We start from the raw sequence: 20,918 nt of genomic DNA on the forward strand, positions 1-20,918 counted from the left end.
GTCGAAGTATAATTAACATTACCTGTTGGCGAAATTTAAAATGATGGATATACTTAGAAAATAGTTATAAATACCCAATTATGTTGGTTTTGATTGTAAGGTTAAAAATCTTCGCATATAATTGAGCCGTAAGACCTATTAATTATTTCTTGATAAGGTATATAGGAGGGTTTTTGTAATGGACGAAGTAGGTCAATTGTCGTTAGCAAGGCAGATGGATATCGTTTTAAAAGAACTGGATAATGAACTCGCAGGTTTGTCGTCAGGTATCGTATTTGTACAAATACGTAACAATGTAGTTGGGAAATTTGGGATTCGTCATAATCCGCTTGCAGGTAAAGGGGGCACATTTGCAGCAGTAGAACCGGGGTTATCAGCAAAGCATCGGGAGGATTTTCGGCGTATGGCTCTAGAAACGCTAAATCATAAGCGTAGCTGGACTCATGGTGAGATTGCTTTCGATTTTGCCATTAGACAAGGAACGATTTTGGTAGATGCAACACTGGAGTCCAACTACAACATGGCGAATCTCATGATCCGCTACAACAAGCCTACATACCGAGCGGCTAATTCCGAATAATTCAATTAAAAAAAGTAAAGAAAAGGCGGCCTTCCTAAGGGAAGACCGCCTTTGTTATATACCCGTTATAACACATTTTGGTAAATTACGATGAACGGAATGCTCATGTGGAATAATGACGCTTATTGACCTGAACGACCTGATAATTGCTGTTCGGCCAGCTGTACCAAGCGTTTAGTGATATAGCCTCCCAGAGAACCAGCTTCACGGGATGGCATGTCACCGTAGTAACCATCTGCCGGAATGGTGATGCCCAGCTCTTGTGCAGCTTCATATTTCAATTGTTGCAATGCGTTGTTGGCTTGAGGAACAACTAGGTTGTTACTGCGACGGCTTCTGCCTTGATTAGCTTCATTCATGTGTAGTCACCTCCTTCGGCTGTGATGAGGTTAGTATGCGACAGAGTTATGAAAATATGCGCCGAAGGAAGAAAAGTGACTAGAGGAAAATTACGGATATATGATATGAATCTGAGTTTTGAGATCGATGGATTGCTGAGGCTCCAAACGGATCAGTCCGGCTTCCCCGGCAGGATCAGGTGAATTGGGCGCATCAGGCAGACAGGTATAAGGCTCAATGCAAAGATACTGGTCGCATTCACCTTTGGTATATAAAACCCAATACTTATAGTATAGCTCATCTGCTGTGTAGCGGATTTGATAACCGTCGTCACGAGTCAAAAGGGCTTCAGCAGGGCCTTCCGTTGCCCGCAGCAGAGTGTCTAGATTTGTTCCTTTCAGAGAAAGTCCCGAAGAGAGCTGTTCCAAGTCATCTAACGAAGAAATGATACCTGTAGGTAGCTGTTCAGCATCCTGCTCATATACGCCGTTCACAGGTAGCTTTAGGCGCCAGCGCTCAGGTTCTCCGTCCACCATAAACCAAGTGTGATATCCCAAGCCAAATGGGGCTGCTTTTTCACCCAAATTCGTTACGCGCAGCGTTTGACTTAATACAGCTCCCTGCAAGCGATACGTCATCTCCAGACGTAAAGGAATGGGGAATTGTTCCATCCAGTGCGGATCACTTTCTGTTAAAAGCTCGGTAGTAACACTGCAACCTTCTTCATCCTCTTCAATATCACTGCAGCGCCAGGACTGATTACGATGCAGACCGTGTATATGATTGTCATTGGCTGTATTTCGGTCGAACTGATATGGAACACCGTCAAACTCAAATTGTCCCTTGCGAATTCGGCCTGGAGGAATCAAAATGGGCAAGCCAAAATGATAAGGCTTTTGTAAATAGAAAGCCAATTCTTCCTCACCGGGCCGACGTACGATATCCCGGTTGAGCTTCAGATCACGCACTGAAATAATATTATTCCCGAGGCGAGGGATCATCGTAACTTCCAGTTCACCACTATGTAGAACATACGTGTCGTAACCGTTCCAGTGTTCTTTGGTCACTTGTTTCATATCCATGCTCCTTTGTCCACTATAATCGGTTGAAGCTTCGTGTCATTATGATAACAGATTTTTGGTCGTAGGGCACAATCGTCATTTGACAATAACATTATGCGGAATTATCATTAATGTAGTTTAGAAAGTAATGACATGGATAACGCGATGATGAGGACAAGTAAGCTTTCGCATAAGCTCTTCAGAAAGCCGGTGGTGGATGGGAACCGGTGAGCCTGCACTGCTGAATGGACCTTGGAGTGCCGCACAGAACAGGAATTTACTGTCCTCAGTATGACGGCCGATTGCTCCCCGTTAACGGAGCTTTAAGATTGCAGGCAGCCACGGAGCATAGCTCCGACAAGTAATAGGCTGACGGCAATGAATAAGGGTGGTACCACGGTCTCGCGTCCCTTGAGGATGCGGGGCCTCTTTGCGTTCTAATTTTGAAATACTGAGGAGGAAGAATATGAAAACTGTACTTTCAGGTATTCAGCCTAGCGGACAACTTACTTTGGGCAATTACATTGGTGCCATGAAAAACTTTGTCAAATTGCAAGAGGATCATCAATGTTACTTTATGGTCGTAGACCTTCATGCAATTACCGTACCGCAGGAACCGGCTCAATTACGTGAGCAGTCGGAGGCGGTAGCAGCATTATTTATCGCAGCAGGTATTAACCCGGAGAAATCCAATGTCTTTTTACAATCCCATGTTCCTCAGCACGCTGAGTTGGGATGGTTGATGACAACACTGACGAATATGGGCGAGTTGGAACGTATGACTCAGTTTAAGGACAAAGCAGCAGGCAAGGACTCTGTAGGAGCAGGGCTGTTCGTATATCCATCGTTGATGGCAGCTGACATTTTGCTCTACAATGCGGATCTCGTCCCGGTAGGTGACGATCAGAAACAGCATCTGGAGCTGACACGCGATTTGGCGGGTCGCTTTAATCACCGTTATGGAGATTATTTTACTGTTCCTGAACCGTATATCCCTGAAGTAGGGGCGAGAATTATGTCCCTGGATGATGTATCCAAAAAAATGAGCAAGAGCAATCCGAATGCAGGCAGCTTTATTGCGCTACTAGACGAACCGAAAGTCATACGCAAGAAAATCAGCCGCGCTACTACCGATTCCGGTAGTGAGGTTAGATATGATCCGGCCAATAAACCGGAAATTAGTAATCTGATGGGCATCTACAGCCAGTGTTCCGGTTTGTCACTCCAAGAAGTGCAGGATCGCTATGAAGGTCAAATGTACGGAACATTTAAAAAAGAACTGGCAGAGACCGTTGTAGCTATGCTTGAACCGATTCAGCAACGCTATCGCGACATCCGGGAATCCGGTGAGATTGGACGTATTTTAGCCCAATCCGCAGAGCGTGCACAAGAAGCGGCTGAAGTCACGCTGTCTGCGGTCAAAGAGCGCATGGGCTTTCTGCCACGTGTACGCTAAAGCATATTGAGACGAAACGGATTAGGCCTTTTAAAGGATTGGATTAGGAGCGGCGTTGTCGAGCTTTGACCACGAAACCCCAGCCGATATTGCCGACAGATAATAGCCCCAGTAGAATGGCAAGCCATGCGGAATAACTAATGGATATTGCGGCCGCGGTCAGCAGGACAATGGATGAAACGGCGAACCATAGGGATAAACCTTTGCTCATTGGTAAAAACCTCCAGTGTTCGAATGTTGAATTTCAGGAATAAGTAGTTGTAAGCGAGCCATAATAATCTTGCAAGCTTGCAATGAACCTCACTCACAAAGAACTGAAAGGAGATTCAAATATGAGCAGACGTCGTTCAAACAACCTGCAAGTACCGCAGGCCAACGCCGCTTTACAACAATTAAAATATGAGGCAGCTCAAGAACTTGGCATCACGATCCCTCAGGACGGTTACTTCGGTAATGTCGTTTCCCGCGAAACAGGTTCTCTTGGGGGATATATCACGAAAAAGCTGGTCCAACAAGCAGAACAATCCTTGTCGGGCAGCAGCCGTTTGCAGTAATACACATAAACACTCCATCTTGGAAGCTGTATTATGAGCAACTGTGATGAAGAAAATCCGGAGCGATCATGCTCCGGATTTTTTTACGCATGGCTTATCACCATTTTGAATCACGCAAGTCCGCTTCGTCAAGAGGGCGCTTTCATGAGAAGTGATTTTTTACGCGAGTGGCCAAAAAAACAGCAAGCTCCAGATGAAGGGAGACTTGCTGTCTGTTGTTCATACGGCTTGTTGTTAGCTTGTAGGCAGGTTTTAATTCGTATGCAGGGAAAGGCGTTTTTGCATCTTTTCGTCACTGAGCCATCCAATATAGCTGTTGATCAGTCCGAACTGCTTATCCATCGCGACCACAGCCACGAATGGATATTGTCTCCGGTGTCGATACCTGACGTCTCCCCATCGCACAATGTAGCCCCATTCCAGTTCCTCCACCTCGGCAACGGCAAAGGAGGAAAAATAGCGAAATGCCTGCACATCGCGATAGGATTTGGATGCTTCTACGGCAGGATGTGTGGATGGAATCGCATGTTTAGTCCAAAATAAATGTTTGCCATTTAATCCGCCAATGTCATAACTTCCATTCTGATGAGCTTTTACCACATGCCACCGGTTCCATGATACGGTGGGAATGATATAATAGATGTCGCCCTCCTGACGCTCATTGTCCATATCACGTACCGCTTTTCTGGTTATAAAATGACTCCAGGTTCGCCAAATGTAATATAGGCCAATAATAACGTACAGCGTAATAAATAAGGGAGCGGGTGGAATCAATCCGGTGACCCACAGCATAATCGCAGCAACATGGGTGCCAAAAATAAAGGGATCGAAAATATGGATGATATTCCAAGATATCCACTTGTTTGTAAACGGGCGGAATGCCTGTGTTCCGTACGTATTAAATAAATCTGTGAATACATGCAGGCAGACAGCAATCGTTACCCATAATGCTACATGACCTGGGGGCACATCTCTGAAGATCAGGCAAATCAGTCCTGTTATGGACAAGATCCATATCAACCAGAAGGGAATTGAATGCGACAGTCCACGGTGATTGCGAATGTAGGCTGCATTGTTTTTCAACCGAAGCAAAGTGTCAAAATCCGGAGCTTGTGACCCTACGACTGTAGCGAGCAGTACGACTGCGGCCAACTTTGGATCTCCGGCGACGACAGGATCAGTGTAGGCCAGCCCGGCCAATCCGATTCCCATGACAAAGTGTGTGGCTGTATCCATATCTGTCGCTCCTTTTGTATTGTTTCCTGTACTTATTACTACCCAAATTTACTGTAAACGATCAACAGGGGCGATTTGCCATCGGAATTGTGAACGTTTTGTGCGTTTTCTGTCAAACTTTTTGGGGTAGGTATATGATAAAATTTATATCGGAGTTCAACTTACTCCCGAATTCATACATCTCTAAGGGGGAGTTACTCACAATGGATAATATAAGTTATAAGACTTCTTCGGATGCGGCTACCTATTCTGTAAAATCTAAACCACCCGGCAAAGCGGGCACTTGGAAAGATTTTATTACAGTTACCAAGCCAGGCATCCTTCGTACCAATCTGGTTGCAGCCTTTGGTGGTTTTTGGTTAGCATCGCAATGGGACGTTGATTATATAAAGCTAATTCTTACACTTTTAGGTACAATGCTGGTTATGGCGTCTTCTTGTGTTTTTAACAACTATTTTGACCGTGAGCTGGATTTGAAAATGGAACGTACACGTAATCGCTCACTGCCAACAGGGCGTCTGACCCCTACAACGGTGTTGTCATACGCTATTATTTTGGGTGTTGTCGGGTTAGCTGTTCTATTCTTCTTCTCTGGTGTAAAGGCAGGATTACTGGGATTACTTGGTATGTTCGTCTACGTCGGTATTTATACACTTTGGTTAAAACGTTCGTCTACATGGAGCACATCCATCGGCGGTATTTCTGGTGCAATGCCTCCTGTGATTGGTTATGTGGCCGCTTCAGGTCGTATTGATATGGGCGCTTGGCTCTTATTCGCTCTCCTGTTCTTATGGCAGCCGCCTCACTTTTGGGCACTTGCTATTCGCAGAGTCGAGGAATATCGCGCAGCAGGATTTCCGTTGTTGCCAGTCGTAAAAGGTATCCATCGGACCAAGATCCAGATGATTCCTTATATTGTATTGCTGATTCCGGTACCCATCCTTATGTATGCTTATGGATATGCCGGTATGATTTTTATGATCGTGTCCGTGTTATTGTCCGTGCTGTGGGCATTCTACGCCTTTAAAGGTTTTACGATTAAGGAAGAAGAAACGGATTCCTGGGCAAAAAAAGTATTTTTCTTTTCCATTAACCATCTGACACTCAGCTTCTTGCTGATGATCGTCGATACGGTTCATAAGTTCTAATATTATTTTAGAGGCATTTTATAGTGCACCATATAGCTGTCCAACAGGCAAGCAGCCTTAGGACAGCTTTTTTGTTATTTTCAAGACTAAAGAACAGGTGGCGGGTATATAATATATTCTTCCAACCCTGCTTTTTCCAATTGAGCGATCACATATTCGTCTGGAGTGCCTTCTACGCCAGCGTATCCTTTGCGGGTATACATATGGCAGGCATCCGGAAAAGAGTCTGCAAGCACACCCCTTATTTTCTTCCCTGAGCTGTCATTGTCCATAAATAAAAATATTTCGTCGTGCTTGGCCCGCTTGTGGAGGGATTCCAGTTTTATAGAGTTGAGTGTACCGAAGGTGCATAAAATGTGGACCTCCGGGTCAAGTAATCGGCGAAGTTTGCTGCGGTCATTTTTCCCTTCAACAATCACGGTTATCGCCATTTAAGCTCACCCCTTGTATGATACATATGCTCGAAATTCCCCGGGAAATGAAGAATATGTGTATAGTGTAGCTCCAAATAGGGTTCTCATGCAAAAAATAACAAAACAGCCTGCCAGAAGTGGCAGGCATGGGTACAAAGGGACAACATGTTAGGGCAATTCAGACATTAAATCCAGCAAGTACGGAGAATGATGACGAGCAAAATATAAAGAACAAGAATGGTGCCAGTTGAAGTTCCAAAAACAGGGCAAGGGCTTACAGGATGACAGTGGCTCACAGGCTGCACCTCCCTTTGTTAGTGAATGTTCAGTCAAAATAGTCTATGTGGATAGGGGGATAGTGTACTGTGCATTTGCCCTCTGAAACGACATTTTGGGCTTTAAAGGTAGCATATTAGCATACCACTGCCCTCAGACTAGCTAGGAATGATAAGGTCCTGAGGCAGACAGTGGCGGCGTCGGAGATAATCGCTTAATAGGAACGAATAGCAGGCCAGCCATAAGAATTAGAAATGCGATGAAAAAAGGAGAAATGTGATCGGGTAGCTGACCTGCCAGTACAGGCCCGGCAAAGGAGCCGATAGATGTTGCAATAGACTGTAGTGCAAAGGTTTTGCCCAGTCGCGCACCTCCAATTCGTATGAAAAGGGAGGCTAGCGCTGGGAAAATGATACCTTTGGCAGTTCCCAAAATAAAAAGTATAATGCCAATCGCCGCTTCGGGCGTGGTGGCGAGTGCGTAAAAACTTAGAGACATCAAAATAATGCCACAAAGTAGTCGCACCATTGGTGAATATTTGTTCAGAAACAGCAAGCTGAGCGTACAAAGTGCTCCCAAACTGATGATGGAAAAGAGCAATCCGGTGGACATCATGGAAGCAGAACCGTTATTCCGTAATGGAATTTCGTAAAATAAAATGCCTTGTGCACACGCCAAAACAAAAGGCAGGAGCAGGTAACGCCAATTGAATGGTAAGCGAGTCTTTTGTGCTCCCGATAGCGGAGTAGGTGTCGCATGACCATCAGATAATTGGGCCTGTGGAGCGGGTGCTGTTTTGGGCAAGGTGAAATAAGCCATAAGCCCCGTGACTACGAGAATGATGCCAAGGGAACTAAACGTCTCACTAAAGCCGAAACTGGCTACGATAAAAGCGCCGGCGGCTGGAGACAGGACAGAGGCCAACGTATGAACGACACCATGTCCCGACATATATTTGCCCTGCGTAACTGGATGATCGGATAGCTGTGCCAACATGGCTAGACAGGCCGGAGATAAAAAGGCTAACACAAAACCGCTAATCGCCCGAAGAAAAAGTAATTCCCACGGTGTGTGGATGTATGATTGAATGACAAGAATGATGCCTGCGGCTGTTAGGCTGAACATAATATATCGGCGGCTGCCGTGTTTGTCGACCTTGGGGCCGGCCATCAAATTACCAGGCAGATGAGTTAGGGAGTAAATCCCCATCATCCAGCCAATAAAAGTAGGTGCCGCACCCAAGGAGATAGCGAATGGTGTCAAAATAGGATATTGTGCATGCAGATCGAAAAAAGCAATGAATAAAAAGAGATACAGCCAGAGGGCTGTTTTCATGGGATGACCCCCTTCCCTAATGTAAACTTTCATGTTACTTCGTATTGGCCCTTCCTAAGTTGTACGCTGGATTGGACGAACATAGACCACTTTGTATGGACAAGAATTGAAAGACAAGGTATGTATAAGACCTAAGCTGACAGGACATTGCGTAATCATGTATAATTACAGAGACAATTTTGCAATTCGAATCATGTAGTTGAAAACGGGAGTGTAGCGAAATGGATAAGGGCGTCTGGAGAGAGTTTTTGGAACATAATTGGCAGATTGTTCAAGATAATTGGCTGTATATATTAATTGGGCTTGTCCTATTGTTAGTCATATTGAAGGTTGTAAGAACTCTCATAAAATGGCTGATTGTCATCGTCGTAATTGCAGGCTTACTTATCTACAGTGGCATTTCCTTTGAACAGGTCGGCAAGGTCGTTACTCAGGCAAAGGATGATGCGATTAACAAGGTTCAGAGCGAGGCCTTGAACATGATGATCAAAGAGGGACGGGATGCCCAATACACATCCAACGCGGATGGTACGTTTTCGGTAACCAGCTCCAACTTGGAAGTTAAAGGTCCATTTGATGGTGACAAGGTCAAGGTATGGTTTCAGGGGATGTCGCTGGGCGAGTGGAGTATGGGCGATACCGTCAAGAAATATATCGAAGGTGCGAAAGGCTCGGCTGTAACACAGTCGCCACAGTCGCCGTAGAGACAGGAGGAACACAATGAAACCATCCTGGCTGGAGCCTATTCTTCATTGGAATGGCGTGACGGTGTTTTTGATTGTCATTGTACTGCTGTCGTTGATTCAGGGCTGGAGACGAGGAGCTTCCAGATCTGTAGGGGCGCTGTTCAGTCTTATTGTGGATGGCATACTGACTGTGGCGGGTATTTTGTGCTCGCTCGGATTAGCCATGTGGCTTTCACCGAAGGTACAACAATGGCTGGCGGCTTACATGGAACATTTGCCTCAGCGAGAACTAAGTGGGATTGAGCAATTTTATTATACGTTGGTGGCGGGGTTAGAGGGGTTTCCCCTGCTGCGGTTCGCCGTATTGTTTATGCTCAGTTATGCGATCGCCCAATTTGTACTACGTGCAATTTATGTGTTGATGGTAGGTGGCAAGTCAGATTCTTCTTTCCATGAGCATGAAAAAAAATCAGGCTTTTTCAGCAGGGTGGCAGGGGCTGGAATAGGTACTCTTATTGGTGGAGCACGCGCTATCATGGTTATAGCCCTGCTATTCATCGGCGTAAGTCTGTATCCAGACAGCGGGTTTAGCAGCTACGTCCAAGCTTCACCGATTTATAAGCAAGGTGCGCAATCGGTCATTGAACCGTTGTCCGGGACTCTGATTAAGGATAAGCTGCCCGTATTTACGCAGGCTGTTACCAAGGAACTGAATGGCATCATGCAGCGCAAATATGAAATAATCGACCGGGACATTCCAAGCGATATCGTTCAGGCAGCGGCCAAGATTACAGAAGGGGCTAGCGGTGACGAGCAAAAAGCTAGAGCGTTGTATGAATGGGTAGGCACCCGTATTAGCTATGATTACAGTAAGGTGGAAGCCTATGAGCAACGTGGTGACTGGCATGAACAGACTCCTAGAGATACGTTTGATACACGTAAAGGAGTGTGCATTGATTATGCCCGCCTTTACTCAATGATGGCTCGTTCGCAGGGGCTACAGGTCAAGGTGGTGACAGGGCTTGGTTATAACGGACAGGGAGGCTACGGTTCCCATGCATGGAATGAAGTATATTTGAGCGCACAGGATCAGTGGGTACCGCTAGACCCGACCTGGGCGCAAAGTGGGGACTGGTTTAATCCGCCTGGTTTTGCCCAAACACATATCAAGGATAAAGTGATTTAATAAGGAGTGGAAAAGGGCACATGAGAAAGATAGACAACGAGCAGGGAAAAGACAATGAGACGTCTGATCGGAAAAGATTTAGCTTTCGGATCAATCTGTTCTTTTTCAGCTCGTTCATTATATTTACGGTCATTATTGTAAGATTGGCGATACTTCAATTTGTAGATGGACCTCAGCTTAAGCAGCAGGAGGCCAGTAATGTTACCAAAAATGTACCACTTACGCCGATTCGCGGAACGATTTATGATTCCACCGGGCAGAATAGACTGGCGTATTCTACACCTGTACAATCGCTGTATATCACGCTCTCCAAGAATTATAGTGACAGCCTGGAAGAAAAGCGTAATCCAGATAAAAAGCTGTTGCCTGAGCTGGAAAATATGACACAAAAGCTAGCAAATCGGTTTGCTCAATATGGTAATAAAGATGAGCCGAAAATGACGGCAGAGCAAATTATGGACGCTATGGACCGAAACTATCAGAGATTTAGCGGTTTTACGCCGCGTCTGATTAAAACGAATCTTAATAAAGATGAAGTTGCCTATTTTATGCAGCATAAGAGTGAGTTCCCGGGCGTAGATGTCGTAGAGGAAACGGTACGTCATTACGATCCAGATACGGTGGCTGTTCAAACGGTTGGCTACATTAAAAGCTATAAAAGTGCGCGTGAAACGTTGGATAAATATAGAAATATTCAAAAGTCTATGTCAGCTGAAAATGATCCGGGTCTCATCTATATGGACAACGAATCGGTTGGCTTTGATGGGCTGGAATTCCAATATCAGGAACAGTTACGAGGGAAAAACGGATATAAAACAGTTCCAATTGATCCACGGAATATGCCGGAAGGCGTAGATTCTGTTACACCTCCGCAAAAAGGGGATAATGTCTATTCCACGATTAACAAAGAAATTCAGGTGAAGACTGAAAATGCTATTATGGATCAATTGAGATGGCTTCATACACACGCTGTATCTGGCAGGACTCATCCTTATGCTAAAACAGGCTTTGCTGTGGCTATGGAAGTGGATACAGGAAATGTGGTGGCGATGGCTAGTATGCCGGATTATGATGCGAATTATTGGCAAACGGGTACGATTTCAAAAGACAAATATGAAGAAATAAAACATGTGTATCAAAACGCTACAATTAAGAATGTTGGCTCAGGCCAATCTGGACAGCACCCAGATTCTACCGTGCTTCTCGGATCAACTATTAAACCGCTGTCTGTTCTTATTGGATTGGAAGAAGGACTGTTTACAACAAATACGTATTATCAAGACACAGGAGCAGCCTATTTCGGACGTAACAACTCTGCACGGGTGCGGAACTCATCTGGTCATGTGTACGGTTCAATGGACCCGGCTACCGCTATACGTCATTCCTCTAATGCTTTCATGGTCGATATGGTTGGCAAGCGCTTATATAATAAATACAGAAATAATGCTACAGAAGACCAGGGCGTTAACGTATGGGATCGTTATATGAAGGAGTTTGGATTAGGTGTTTCTACTGGAGTAGACTTGCCCGGTGAGTTCAAGGGGCTTTTAGAATATACGAAAAAAGACGAGTCAGCCCTCTCCAAACTGGCATATGCTTCCTTTGGTCAACAAGGTAAATATACACCTATGCAACTTGCCCAGTACACAACGATGATTGCAACAAAGGGCAAACGGATGGAGCCACATTTGGTCAGCCAAATTAAAGATACCAACGGTAATGTAGTTCAAACGTTTAAGCCGAAGGTGCTGAATGAAGTGAAATTCCCAGATGCTTACTGGAATGAAGTCATACGCGGGATGGCAACAGATGTTAGCGCATTTAAAGGTTTCCCTTACGACTTTGCTCGCAAAACGGGGACATCGCAGCAAAGTGTTGGCAGAGAATTGAAAGATAATGGAGTATTTATCGCCTTTGCACCACGTCAGAATCCCAAACTTGCAGTAGCGGTTGTTATTCCTGAAGGGGGCTTTGGGGCCTGGAGTGCTGGGCCTGTGGCACGCAAAATCTTTGATGCCTACGATGAAGTATATGGTTTGGACGGGGTACCTAAGAAAAAGGTTGAAACAGCAACCGATTCTAACGCAATCAAACAGCCATAATCATTTTATACGATATCATTTCATTAAAGCTTCCCTTAGCCTTTGGGCTGAGGGAAGCTTTTTTATGTTTTTTCTACGTTTTCTTACAAAATTGTCATCTTAGAATTCATCGTTTATTGCTTTCGATATGGTAGGATCAGGAATATGGAACCCTAATCGGAAGGAGTAATGACCAGCTAATATGGACAGAGGTAGTTTGGATAAAAAGTTTTCATTTAAAAAGAAAAATGTTGAAGAGAATGAAGGGTCACGAAAAAAACAGACGGTTTTACGAACCAACCTACTGTTTTTTAGTGCTTTTGTGCTGTTTGCCCTGATCATTACCAGACTAGCTGTATTGCAGTTTGTACAATCGGAGGAGCTGAAAGGGCAGCAGCAATCTGTAAATACGAAAAATGTCCCGTTAGCCCCGAGTCGCGGCACGATTTATGACTCCACAGGTACGGTTAAGCTGGCGTATTCGACTTCAGTACAGTCCTTGTATGTAACTTTATCTAAGGATTATAGCAAACGTACGGAGAAAGATCGCAAGCCGGGGGAAAAGCTGCTCCCTGAGCTCAATGCATTTGCTGCCAAGCTTGCTGCCAAATTAAACGAACTGGGTCGTACCGAAGGAGAGCAGCTTAATGCAGAGGAAATAAAAAAGAGACTGGACCCGGACTATAATCAATATAGGGGATTTACCCCACGTTTGGTCAAATCCGACCTGAGTCGGGAGGAAATCGCTTATTTTCTGGAGCATCGGACAGAGTTCCCTGGTGTAGAGGTTGTAGAAGAAAGTGTACGCCATTATGACCCGGATCGGGTGGCGGTACAAACGATTGGATATATGTACAAGTTCAAAGGAGCTCGAACGAACCGGCCCAAATATAAAGAGCTCTATGAAGCGAATTCGGAGGTTTTAAAACCGGCACAGGTTTATTCGGAAAGTGAAACGGTCGGATATGATGGCTTGGAGCTTCAGTACCAGGACGAGCTGAGAGGAAAAAACGGATATAAAACGGTAGAGGTCAATCCTCGCAGCATGCCGGAGGGCATTGAATCCATTACTCCTCCTGAAAAAGGACATCATTTATATTCCACCATCAACAAGGAAATTCAGCAGAAAACCGAACAGGCCATTATGGATCAGCTTCGCTGGCTTCATACTCATGCCGTATCGGGGAAGCTTCATCAAGACGCAACCACTGGCTTCGCTGTAGCGATGGAGGTAGAGACCGGAAATATCGTGGCAATGGCTAGTATGCCGGATTATGACTCTAATGTATGGAAAAGTGGAAGTACCTCACCTTCGGTATATGACGAAATTCAGCACAAAATGGGAAATGGAACAATTAAATCTGTACCTAGCGGAAAAGCGGGTCCACATCCAGAATCCTCGGTGCTTCTGGGTTCAACCATTAAACCGCTGACCGTGCTGATCGGGTTGAAGGAAAACCTGTTTTCTCCCGGACAGACTTATCAGGATACGGGAAGTGCGTACTACGGCAAAAATCGCTCCAGCCGGGTTGGGAATTCTAGCGGACATGTGTATGGTTCTTTGACACCTAGCAGGGCAATTGAGGTCTCGTCGAATACGTTTATGGTAGATATGATCGGCAAGCCAATGTATGACAAATACGGAAGTAATGCAGGGGTGCATCAGGGAATTGACGTATGGGACAAGTATATGAAGGAATTTGGATTAGGCGTACCGACAGAAGTAGATCTGCCGGGTGAATGGGCGGGGAGACTTGAGTATACGAGCAAGCATGAAAGTGCGCTGACACGATTGGTGCAGGCATCCTTTGGTCAGCAGGGAAAATATACAGCCATGCAGTTAGCCCAGTATACAACTGTGCTGGCAACAAAGGGCAAGCGTATGCAGCCTCATTTGGTCAGCAAAATTGTAGATGATCAGGGGAATCTCGTACGTGAGTTTAAGCCGCAGGTGCTGAATGAGGTCGCCTTTTCAGATACGCACTGGAATACAGTGATTCGGGGTATGGCTACGGATGTTAAAGCCTTTAACGGATTTCCTTATGATTATGCCCGCAAAACGGGAACTTCTCAGCAGGTGGTGGGGCGTACGGTTAAAGATAATGGGGTGTTCATCGCTTTTGCTCCCCGTCAAAATCCGAAGCTGGCGGTAGCGGTCATCATTCCTGAAGGGGGCTTTGGTGCGACGTGCGCGGGGCCAGTTGCACGTAAAATATTTGATGCGTATGACGAAGTATATGGGCTAGATGGTACTCCTAAAAAGCCTCTGGTAGCAAAGTGAGGACTTGAATACTTTTGTGGGCTTCTCTTTTTCATGGTAAAATGTCGTTGGACATAAGGGACATACAGGAGGAAGAGAGACTATGGGAGAAAACCAATATAAATACAAACTGCTTGCGCTCGACATGGACGGAACTTTACTGAATGATAATCATGAAATTTCCTTGGAAACGATTAACTGGATTAACAAGGCGATTCAGGAAGGGATTCATGTATGCTTGTCCACCGGACGTGCAGCCATGCATGCTCTGCCGTACGGTCAGCAGCTCGGTTTGGAGACGCCAATGGTAACCGTCAACGGCAGTGAGGTGTGGAAATCACCCCACGAGTTGTGGCGCCGTTATTTACTTGATAAGGAGCTCGTTCGCAAGATGCACCAGATTGCTGTAGAAACAGGCTCCTGGTTCTGGGCGTACTCAACAGAGGAATTATATAACAGGGATCGTTGGCCGGATACATTGGACACACAGGAGTGGCTCAAATTCGGTTATAATACGGAAAATGACGAAATTCGCCACCAAATTTTGCTTAAGCTTCAGGACATGGGTGGACTTGAAATTTCCAATTCTTCGATGACAAATCTGGAAATTAACCCGGCTGGTATATCCAAAGCCAGTGGAATCGCTGAAGTGTGCGATCTGCTTGGCATTACTCTGGAGCAGGTGGTTGCCGTTGGCGACAGTCTGAATGATCTGGCAGTGATTCAAGCGGTTGGACTGGGTGTAGCAATGGGAAATGCTCAGGATACGGTTAAAGAAGCCGCTGATGTGGTCGTGGCTTCGAACAATGACGACGGTATTGTAGAAGTGATCCGTGATTATGTGCTTGTGTAATGAAACGAATGATGCAGCAAGCAGGATGAATGAACGAGAAGGAGGAGGCCCATGGACGTTGTAGGCTGGATTGTTGTCATTGTGCTGTTCATTGTGGGCATGGCTGGGGCGGTATATCCCGTATTGCCGGGGGCGCTCGCCATCTATTTTGCATTTTTTGTTTACGGCTGGTTTTTCTCGTTTGCTCCATACAATGCATTGTTTTGGATTATACAAACACTAATCGTGGTTGCCCTTTTTGTTGCAGATTATGCTGTGAATGCCTGGGGAGTCAAGCGATTTGGCGGCTCGCGTCTGTCGGCGATCCTCAGCACTGTCGGAATTATTATTGGTCCCTTCGTTATTCCGGCATTTGGTCTGATTTTGGGGCCATTTATCGGCGCTGTACTGGGTGAGCTAATTGGCAAAGCCCCGCTGGACCGAGCTATTAAAGTGGGCTTTGGCTCTGTATTAGGCCTTTTTACCAGCACCGTGATGAAAGTGATTTTGCAGCTTGCCATGATTATTGTATTCTTGATTTGGGTGTTATGACCCGAGATTCGTTTTCGTTTATTATGATTTGCAGAGACAGAATCGACATGCGGCTCCGCACCGGTGATGGCTCAGGCCATGACTGTTTGTGCGGGGCTTTTGCATGCGTGTGAACAGCAAGAAAGAAGGGAACGTATTTTGTCCAATAAAGAAACATTCCTTAAAGGTACGCTTATTTTAGCCGCTGCTGCCTTGGTGGCCAGAGTGCTTGGTCTGGTACAGCGTGTTCCATTGGAGCATCTGCTTGGTTCCGTTGGGAACGCCTCGTTTACCATTGCGAACAACGCTTATTTGATGCTGCTCACGGTGGCTACGGCCGGTATTCCAAGCACATTGAGCAAAATGGTTTCAGAACGTTATGCACTGGATCGGCCTTCGGAAGCACGACGTGTGTATCGTGCGGCTTTGATATTCGCGGCAGCGGCAGGCATTATCATTACAGCGCTACTGTATTTTGGAGCACCTTACTTTGCCGAGCATGTAGCAGGGGTTCCGCAATCCGCTTTGGCCATTCAGGCTTTGGCACCAGCATTACTGCTGTTCCCTGCCATTGCCATGATGCGTGGATACTTCCAAGGGCGCGGTAATATGACCGCAGGCGGTATTTCACAAATTGTGGAGCAGGTTGCACGTGTAGCGACTGCTATTGTACTCGCTTTTATTATTTTGAAGCTGGGTTATGGAGATCGCGAGGTTGCGGCCGGGGCCTCCTTTGGAGGTGTCATGGGAAGTCTTGGCGCTCTAGCGGTCATGTTGTACTACACGGTGAAATTGCGCCGCCAGGATCGACAGGACCGCCAAGATCAATTCCAAGAGGAAAGCTCCGCGCTACCGATGATGCGCATTTACAAAGATATTTTCAAGCTTTCCATTCCCATTGTATTGTCGTCTCTGACAGTTCCGGCGGTCAACTTTATTGATACGTCGATTGTGGTGAGACTGCTATCTGGTCAAGTGGGATTGGATCAGGCGACTACTCAGTTGGGTTATCTAGGCTCTCGGGCACAGAGTGTGGCGGGAATTCCGCCGATTTTGGCCATTGCGCTCAGCCAATCGCTCATTCCGATCATTTCAGCGGCATTTGCCCGTAAAGATGAGCAGCATTTACAAAATCAGATGACGCTGGCCTTGCGTATCTCTATTTTGACTGGAATGCCAATTGTGCTAGCTTTATGTGTAACCGCCTATTCTATTAATGGTTTACTGTTCAGCTCGCTTGGAGGCAGTGGTATCATCGCTGTTCTGACACTCGGAACGATATTTCAGATTACGATGATGACTTCTAATTCAATACTGATCGGTATGGGCAAGCCGCGTATTTCAATGGTTAATGTCATGGTCGGTATCGTCGTCAAGTTTGCAGTGAGCTGGCTGCTGGCAGGTTGGCTTGGGATTTACGGGATCATTGCCGCAACCGGATTATGTTTCCTCGTGATCACGTTGCTGAATTTGCGTGTGCTTAAAGGGATCGTCTCCTTTTCCATCATGGGCCGTCGCTGGGCAGGGTTCTTAACCGCAGTCGTCGTCTCGGGAGCTATCGGATACGGTGTAAATGAAGCCTGTATTCTGCTGGTGCATCTGATGCCTGCGCGTGTGGCCTTCTTGATCGCGTGCTGCATTGCCGGGGCAGCTGTACTGGTATGCTACTTGCTGTTGCTGGTTGTACTGCGCGTATTGCGCAGGGACGAGCTGGGGAACTACCCACGTATGTTGCAAAAGGTACTGCGTCCGTTAATGCGCCTACAGCGTGAATCCACAGGACAACAAGGCTAAAAGAGTCCTCCAGTCTATCAGTGGAAAGGTTGCAAGCTGTTATGGGCAACGTGGGCCATTGCTGTTTTTTGGATGCCGTGGCGATGCTCATGGCGCATGGCAAATAACAGGGGTCGCCTTGGTTCGCTCAGATGCCCAAGTGTGGAGCCGTCCTGAAACCAGTCATAACGGGGGATTGGATCATAAGCTGTATCGGACCAGACGGCGTTCAGCTCCGGGCTGTATAGACGTTGTCCTGGCGGTAGCCATTCATGTGCTAAAAGCGTTGCACTTTCATCTGGAGAGTGCAGCGCTTTTTGTTCATTCGGGGTGAACAATCCGGGCCAATAGTCGCTGCGTGAACCCGTATGTGGCACACTGTTAGCGAATGCTGATACCTGGTCCAGCACCTGCTGATGGCCGAAGAGCATAGCATAGAGACTTTTGCCAAAGCCGATCCGCTCGTCCAAATGGCCGAAACGCTCCATCACTAGTCCAGCAAGTCCACCGTTCAGCCCAAGTGGAAATATAACCTGATTAAGCTGGAGCCAGTCATGCAAATAAAAGCCCGGCTTGTGTGTCACAAATTTTTGAAAATACGGATCTTTTACCACACGTCCTTCAATATAGTTTTGTTCATTAATGATGAGCGCCACAGTTAACAGAGAGCTATCCCGCCAAGCCCAAAAACGTTCCCAAAAGGGCTTCATGAATGGCGAAACATGAAAATAAGGCAACAAATGAAAGCAACTCCGACCCAAATGACGGCTGTGCATGTAAAGTTGCAACTGCGGATAAGCGTCTTGAAAAATAAGGGCATTACAGCGCTCCAGTAGCCGATACAGCCATTCCTTTTCCTGTTCGTCGAACAGGTTGCCAATTAGTCCCCCTTTCAGATCGGTCATATTATAGCCGCCATTACGAGAAACCAGGTGGGCCAGTAATGCCCAGTGTAACTCCGGGTAGCCACGATAGCATTCAAGGTAAGCGGCCGTGCGGGTGACGTTGCTGCGATTCTCCTGTGCTGTATCATTTTTGATCCGCTCCAGCAGCTCACAGTCTGTTTCGCATAAGGGCATATTCAGAGAAGATGGACGCGTAGCGGGTCCGTTCACCAGCATTAACGCTTCAGCTTCATTCATAGCGGCCTGTGCTGTATGATAATCCCACGCTAGTTCACGCAAGGGGTAGCGTAATTTGCGGGATTCGGTCCAAGCCGCCCGTTTGCCCTCCCAAGCTTCCTCTGCAACACGGGGAACGGAACCCAGTAGTTTTAGCCCTCCTTGAAGCTGTCGAGATGCTGTATGGAGCCATTCGGTAAGAGACATGACTAAATAACCTCCTTTCCAATCGCAAGCATCCCCGTATCCTGCCAAGTATGTTGGGTATGCTGTTAGGATGTCGTCGCTTATGTGGATTCTTAAGTATATCTTTAGTATGCCTCAATGAGAGGGCTTCCAATCGGCATGTGAGCAGAATGGGGGAGTGTGCAAAAGCTTCACTTGGCGTTACAATAGAAAGTGCAATCTCTACAGCATAAAAAGAATTTAAGGAGGAATCATCCATGCAAAAAATCGTCTCTCATGAAGACTTTAATAAGGCAATATCTACTTCCGGCGTAACGGTGGCTGTATTTAAGGCGGACTGGTGTGGGGATTGTCATTTCATTGATCCGTTCATGCCTGATGTGGAACAACAATATGCAGATAAGCTTACATTAATTGAGATTGATGTAGAACAGGCTGAAAGCGTCAGTCAAGAGCAGAATGTATTGGGTATTCCTAGCTTTATCGCTTACAGTGAAGGCAGGGAACTGGTACGTCTGGTGAACAGACTGCGCAAATCCCGCGAGGAGATTGAGCAATTTTTGGATCGGGCTGTTGAAGTCCATGCGAGCTTGGCAAAATAATGAATGCTGTGCATGCATGCATGAAGGTTACAAAGTGAATTTTAAACATCAAGACATTCAGAAAGCCGCTTCCTTCTAAGGGGGCGGCTTTCTCACGGACACGTTCACATTTTGTCAACAAAGCTCGTATGTCAAGGAACGATATATCAGTTATAATTACTATAAGTGATCATTTCACAACATATAAAGTGAATAAATATTATATTTGGAAGGATACGGGTGAATTTGAATAACAAAATTAGAATATTAAAATGGCTGGCACTCGTAACATGTATTGTCATGTTTTTGGCTACCTTCGGTGGAGGTGTCGTGACGCGGACGGATTCGGGTCTTGGCTGTGGCCGGGAATTTCCGCTTTGCAATGGCAAGCTGGTTCCGGCACACACGATTGCATCCCTTATTGAGTTCTCTCATCGCTCTGTCAGTGCCATGGCCGGGATTCTTTCTATCGCCTCATTTGTTGGCTTTTTGCTGTTTATGAAGCATCGGAAGGATTTACAGCTATTCTCGCTGCTCACGCTCTTGTTTGTCATCATACAAGGTGCCATGGGGGCGTTGGCTGTCATCTTCTCCCAATCGGCTGCTGTCATGGGACTGCATTTTGGCTTTGCGCTTATCGCCTTTGCCAGTGCAACTATGATGACGCTGGGGGCCTGGCAGGAGCACGCGGACTCACGCCACACTCCGCGTCTGATTCCTGGGCGTGTCAGTCGGGGCTATCGCAACTTTATATGGCTATCGACGATCTATACCTATATTGCTGTTTATTCAGGGGCGTTGCTTAGTCACTCGGTCATCCAGAAGGTTGTAAATATTGGGGGCTTCATATCTCCACTGCTGCTTCATCAGATTTCAGCCGGTCTGCTGTTCGTCATTATCTTGGCTGTGGGTCACTACTCATACCGTTATCACCCTAATCACCGAGATATCCGTATATTGGGTGTCGTATCGGTCTTGTTAATTTTGCTTCAAGTGGTGATTGGAATTATCTTGTTGTACGTCAACAGACCTGAAATCTATATGTTTATCGTGCTGGGACATATGCTGGTGATTGCATCGTTGTTCTCCATTTTGGCTTATCTGAGCTATCGTGTATGGCAATTGTCACCAGACCGCAAGCTTGTTCCGACCCAAGCACAACGTACCTAAGCATTTCATAGATCATAGTGAAACGGATTTTTGCCCAAGAGGCGTTTAAACACGTATAATAGCATATAAGAAACAAACCAGGCCCACGAGTTTCTCGAGGGCTTGATTTGCTT

At 46.2% G+C, this 20,918-nt stretch carries 20 protein-coding genes; 13 read left to right on the plus strand and 7 right to left on the minus strand.

Annotated elements, in window-relative coordinates; genetic code table 11:
• Nucleotides 1-178 precede the first annotated feature (178 nt).
• Nucleotides 179-580 (plus strand): hypothetical protein, encoded by a 402-nt coding sequence (locus tag WA407_RS15340; RefSeq protein ID WP_013311862.1) that lies wholly within the window; start codon nt 179-181, stop codon nt 578-580.
• Nucleotides 581-702: 122 nt separating this feature from the next.
• On the opposite strand, the gene WA407_RS15345 is transcribed toward WA407_RS15340, so the two are convergent.
• Complete coding sequence (locus tag WA407_RS15345; RefSeq protein WP_013311861.1) at nt 703-939, minus strand: alpha/beta-type small acid-soluble spore protein; 237 nt, start codon at nt 937-939, stop codon at nt 703-705.
• Nucleotides 940-1,029: 90 nt separating this feature from the next.
• Entirely contained in the window at nt 1,030-1,995 is a 966-nt protein-coding gene (locus WA407_RS15350) for an aldose 1-epimerase (protein WP_235308410.1), read from the minus strand.
• A gap of 451 nt (nt 1,996-2,446) precedes the next feature.
• On the opposite strand from WA407_RS15350, the gene trpS reads away from it, so the two are divergent.
• Nucleotides 2,447-3,436, plus strand: coding sequence for a tryptophan--tRNA ligase (gene trpS / locus WA407_RS15355; RefSeq protein ID WP_061829859.1), 990 nt, complete (start codon nt 2,447-2,449; stop codon nt 3,434-3,436).
• A 43-nt stretch (nt 3,437-3,479) separates the two neighbouring features.
• On the opposite strand, the gene WA407_RS15360 is transcribed toward trpS, so the two are convergent.
• Nucleotides 3,480-3,647: a hypothetical protein gene (locus WA407_RS15360; RefSeq protein WP_007431986.1), complete on the minus strand. Its 168-nt coding sequence runs from the start codon at nt 3,645-3,647 to the stop codon at nt 3,480-3,482.
• A gap of 121 nt (nt 3,648-3,768) precedes the next feature.
• Here WA407_RS15360 and WA407_RS15365 point away from each other — a divergent pair, with 121 nt between their 5' ends.
• Entirely contained in the window at nt 3,769-3,990 is a 222-nt protein-coding gene (locus WA407_RS15365) for an alpha/beta-type small acid-soluble spore protein (protein WP_013311857.1), read from the plus strand.
• A gap of 252 nt (nt 3,991-4,242) precedes the next feature.
• On the opposite strand, the gene WA407_RS15370 is transcribed toward WA407_RS15365, so the two are convergent.
• Nucleotides 4,243-5,226: a metal-dependent hydrolase gene (locus WA407_RS15370; protein WP_061829858.1), complete on the minus strand. Its 984-nt coding sequence runs from the start codon at nt 5,224-5,226 to the stop codon at nt 4,243-4,245.
• Between the two features lie 203 nt (nt 5,227-5,429).
• Here WA407_RS15370 and cyoE point away from each other — a divergent pair, with 203 nt between their 5' ends.
• A complete protein-coding gene (cyoE, locus tag WA407_RS15375; RefSeq protein WP_013311855.1) occupies nt 5,430-6,374 on the plus strand; it encodes a heme o synthase in 945 nt (314 codons plus the stop codon).
• Between the two features lie 86 nt (nt 6,375-6,460).
• Here the strand turns inward: cyoE and WA407_RS15380 are convergent, their stop codons facing one another.
• Entirely contained in the window at nt 6,461-6,805 is a 345-nt protein-coding gene (locus tag WA407_RS15380) for a toprim domain-containing protein (protein WP_235308411.1), read from the minus strand.
• A 420-nt stretch (nt 6,806-7,225) separates the two neighbouring features.
• Nucleotides 7,226-8,398, minus strand: a complete 1,173-nt coding sequence (locus WA407_RS15390; RefSeq protein ID WP_235308412.1) for an MFS transporter — start codon at nt 8,396-8,398, stop codon at nt 7,226-7,228.
• A 221-nt stretch (nt 8,399-8,619) separates the two neighbouring features.
• Between WA407_RS15390 and WA407_RS15395 the strand changes: the two genes are divergently transcribed.
• The 7 genes from WA407_RS15395 to WA407_RS15425 all read left to right on the plus strand — a co-directional run bounded on the left by WA407_RS15395 (nt 8,620) and on the right by WA407_RS15425 (nt 17,768).
• Nucleotides 8,620-9,102 (plus strand): hypothetical protein, encoded by a 483-nt coding sequence (locus tag WA407_RS15395; RefSeq protein ID WP_029518209.1) that lies wholly within the window; start codon nt 8,620-8,622, stop codon nt 9,100-9,102.
• A gap of 16 nt (nt 9,103-9,118) precedes the next feature.
• Nucleotides 9,119-10,270, plus strand: a complete 1,152-nt coding sequence (locus tag WA407_RS15400) for a transglutaminase domain-containing protein (protein ID WP_336077702.1) — start codon at nt 9,119-9,121, stop codon at nt 10,268-10,270.
• 20 nt (nt 10,271-10,290) lie between these two features.
• The gene (locus WA407_RS15405) at nt 10,291-12,372 is read left to right on the plus strand and encodes a peptidoglycan D,D-transpeptidase FtsI family protein (protein ID WP_235308415.1); all 2,082 of its coding nucleotides are present in this window, start codon (nt 10,291-10,293) and stop codon (nt 12,370-12,372) included.
• Nucleotides 12,373-12,553: 181 nt separating this feature from the next.
• Entirely contained in the window at nt 12,554-14,632 is a 2,079-nt protein-coding gene (locus WA407_RS15410; RefSeq protein ID WP_336077703.1) for a peptidoglycan D,D-transpeptidase FtsI family protein, read from the plus strand.
• 82 nt (nt 14,633-14,714) lie between these two features.
• Nucleotides 14,715-15,464, plus strand: coding sequence for a Cof-type HAD-IIB family hydrolase (locus WA407_RS15415; protein WP_061829851.1), 750 nt, complete (start codon nt 14,715-14,717; stop codon nt 15,462-15,464).
• Nucleotides 15,465-15,515: 51 nt separating this feature from the next.
• Entirely contained in the window at nt 15,516-15,995 is a 480-nt protein-coding gene (locus WA407_RS15420; protein ID WP_061829850.1) for a DUF456 domain-containing protein, read from the plus strand.
• A gap of 138 nt (nt 15,996-16,133) precedes the next feature.
• Entirely contained in the window at nt 16,134-17,768 is a 1,635-nt protein-coding gene (locus tag WA407_RS15425) for a putative polysaccharide biosynthesis protein (RefSeq protein WP_336077704.1), read from the plus strand.
• A gap of 17 nt (nt 17,769-17,785) precedes the next feature.
• On the opposite strand, the gene WA407_RS15430 is transcribed toward WA407_RS15425, so the two are convergent.
• A complete protein-coding gene (locus WA407_RS15430; protein WP_336077706.1) occupies nt 17,786-19,075 on the minus strand; it encodes a DUF2515 family protein in 1,290 nt (429 codons plus the stop codon).
• Nucleotides 19,076-19,311: 236 nt separating this feature from the next.
• Between WA407_RS15430 and WA407_RS15435 the strand changes: the two genes are divergently transcribed.
• Together WA407_RS15435 and WA407_RS15440 are read left to right on the plus strand one after the other, a co-directional pair.
• Nucleotides 19,312-19,656: a thioredoxin family protein gene (locus WA407_RS15435; protein WP_013311844.1), complete on the plus strand. Its 345-nt coding sequence runs from the start codon at nt 19,312-19,314 to the stop codon at nt 19,654-19,656.
• Nucleotides 19,657-19,875: 219 nt separating this feature from the next.
• Nucleotides 19,876-20,805 carry a COX15/CtaA family protein gene (locus WA407_RS15440; protein WP_165179076.1) on the plus strand — a complete coding sequence of 310 codons (930 nt, stop codon included), beginning with the start codon at nt 19,876-19,878 and terminating at the stop codon, nt 20,803-20,805.
• Nucleotides 20,806-20,918: the final 113 nt, after the last annotated feature.

The sequence above is a fragment of the Paenibacillus sp. 203 genome, from assembly GCF_037027525.1.
Classification (GTDB): Bacteria; Bacillota; Bacilli; order Paenibacillales; family Paenibacillaceae; genus Paenibacillus; species Paenibacillus polymyxa_B.

Bases quoted from the DNA above. Each gene is read 5' to 3' on its own strand.
- WA407_RS15340 (WP_013311862.1), top strand. From the start codon at position 179: ATGGACGAAGTAGGTCAATTGTCGTTAGCAAGGCAGATGGATATCGTT.
- WA407_RS15345 (WP_013311861.1), bottom strand. From the start codon at position 939: ATGAATGAAGCTAATCAAGGCAGAAGCCGTCGCAGTAACAACCTAGTT.
- WA407_RS15350 (WP_235308410.1), bottom strand. From the start codon at position 1,995: ATGAAACAAGTGACCAAAGAACACTGGAACGGTTACGACACGTATGTT.
- trpS (WP_061829859.1), top strand. From the start codon at position 2,447: ATGAAAACTGTACTTTCAGGTATTCAGCCTAGCGGACAACTTACTTTG.
- WA407_RS15360 (WP_007431986.1), bottom strand. From the start codon at position 3,647: ATGAGCAAAGGTTTATCCCTATGGTTCGCCGTTTCATCCATTGTCCTG.
- WA407_RS15365 (WP_013311857.1), top strand. From the start codon at position 3,769: ATGAGCAGACGTCGTTCAAACAACCTGCAAGTACCGCAGGCCAACGCC.
- WA407_RS15370 (WP_061829858.1), bottom strand. From the start codon at position 5,226: ATGGATACAGCCACACACTTTGTCATGGGAATCGGATTGGCCGGGCTG.
- cyoE (WP_013311855.1), top strand. From the start codon at position 5,430: ATGGATAATATAAGTTATAAGACTTCTTCGGATGCGGCTACCTATTCT.
- WA407_RS15380 (WP_235308411.1), bottom strand. From the start codon at position 6,805: ATGGCGATAACCGTGATTGTTGAAGGGAAAAATGACCGCAGCAAACTT.
- WA407_RS15390 (WP_235308412.1), bottom strand. From the start codon at position 8,398: ATGAAAACAGCCCTCTGGCTGTATCTCTTTTTATTCATTGCTTTTTTC.
- WA407_RS15395 (WP_029518209.1), top strand. From the start codon at position 8,620: ATGGATAAGGGCGTCTGGAGAGAGTTTTTGGAACATAATTGGCAGATT.
- WA407_RS15400 (WP_336077702.1), top strand. From the start codon at position 9,119: ATGAAACCATCCTGGCTGGAGCCTATTCTTCATTGGAATGGCGTGACG.
- WA407_RS15405 (WP_235308415.1), top strand. From the start codon at position 10,291: ATGAGAAAGATAGACAACGAGCAGGGAAAAGACAATGAGACGTCTGAT.
- WA407_RS15410 (WP_336077703.1), top strand. From the start codon at position 12,554: ATGGACAGAGGTAGTTTGGATAAAAAGTTTTCATTTAAAAAGAAAAAT.
- WA407_RS15415 (WP_061829851.1), top strand. From the start codon at position 14,715: ATGGGAGAAAACCAATATAAATACAAACTGCTTGCGCTCGACATGGAC.
- WA407_RS15420 (WP_061829850.1), top strand. From the start codon at position 15,516: ATGGACGTTGTAGGCTGGATTGTTGTCATTGTGCTGTTCATTGTGGGC.
- WA407_RS15430 (WP_336077706.1), bottom strand. From the start codon at position 19,075: ATGTCTCTTACCGAATGGCTCCATACAGCATCTCGACAGCTTCAAGGA.
- WA407_RS15435 (WP_013311844.1), top strand. From the start codon at position 19,312: ATGCAAAAAATCGTCTCTCATGAAGACTTTAATAAGGCAATATCTACT.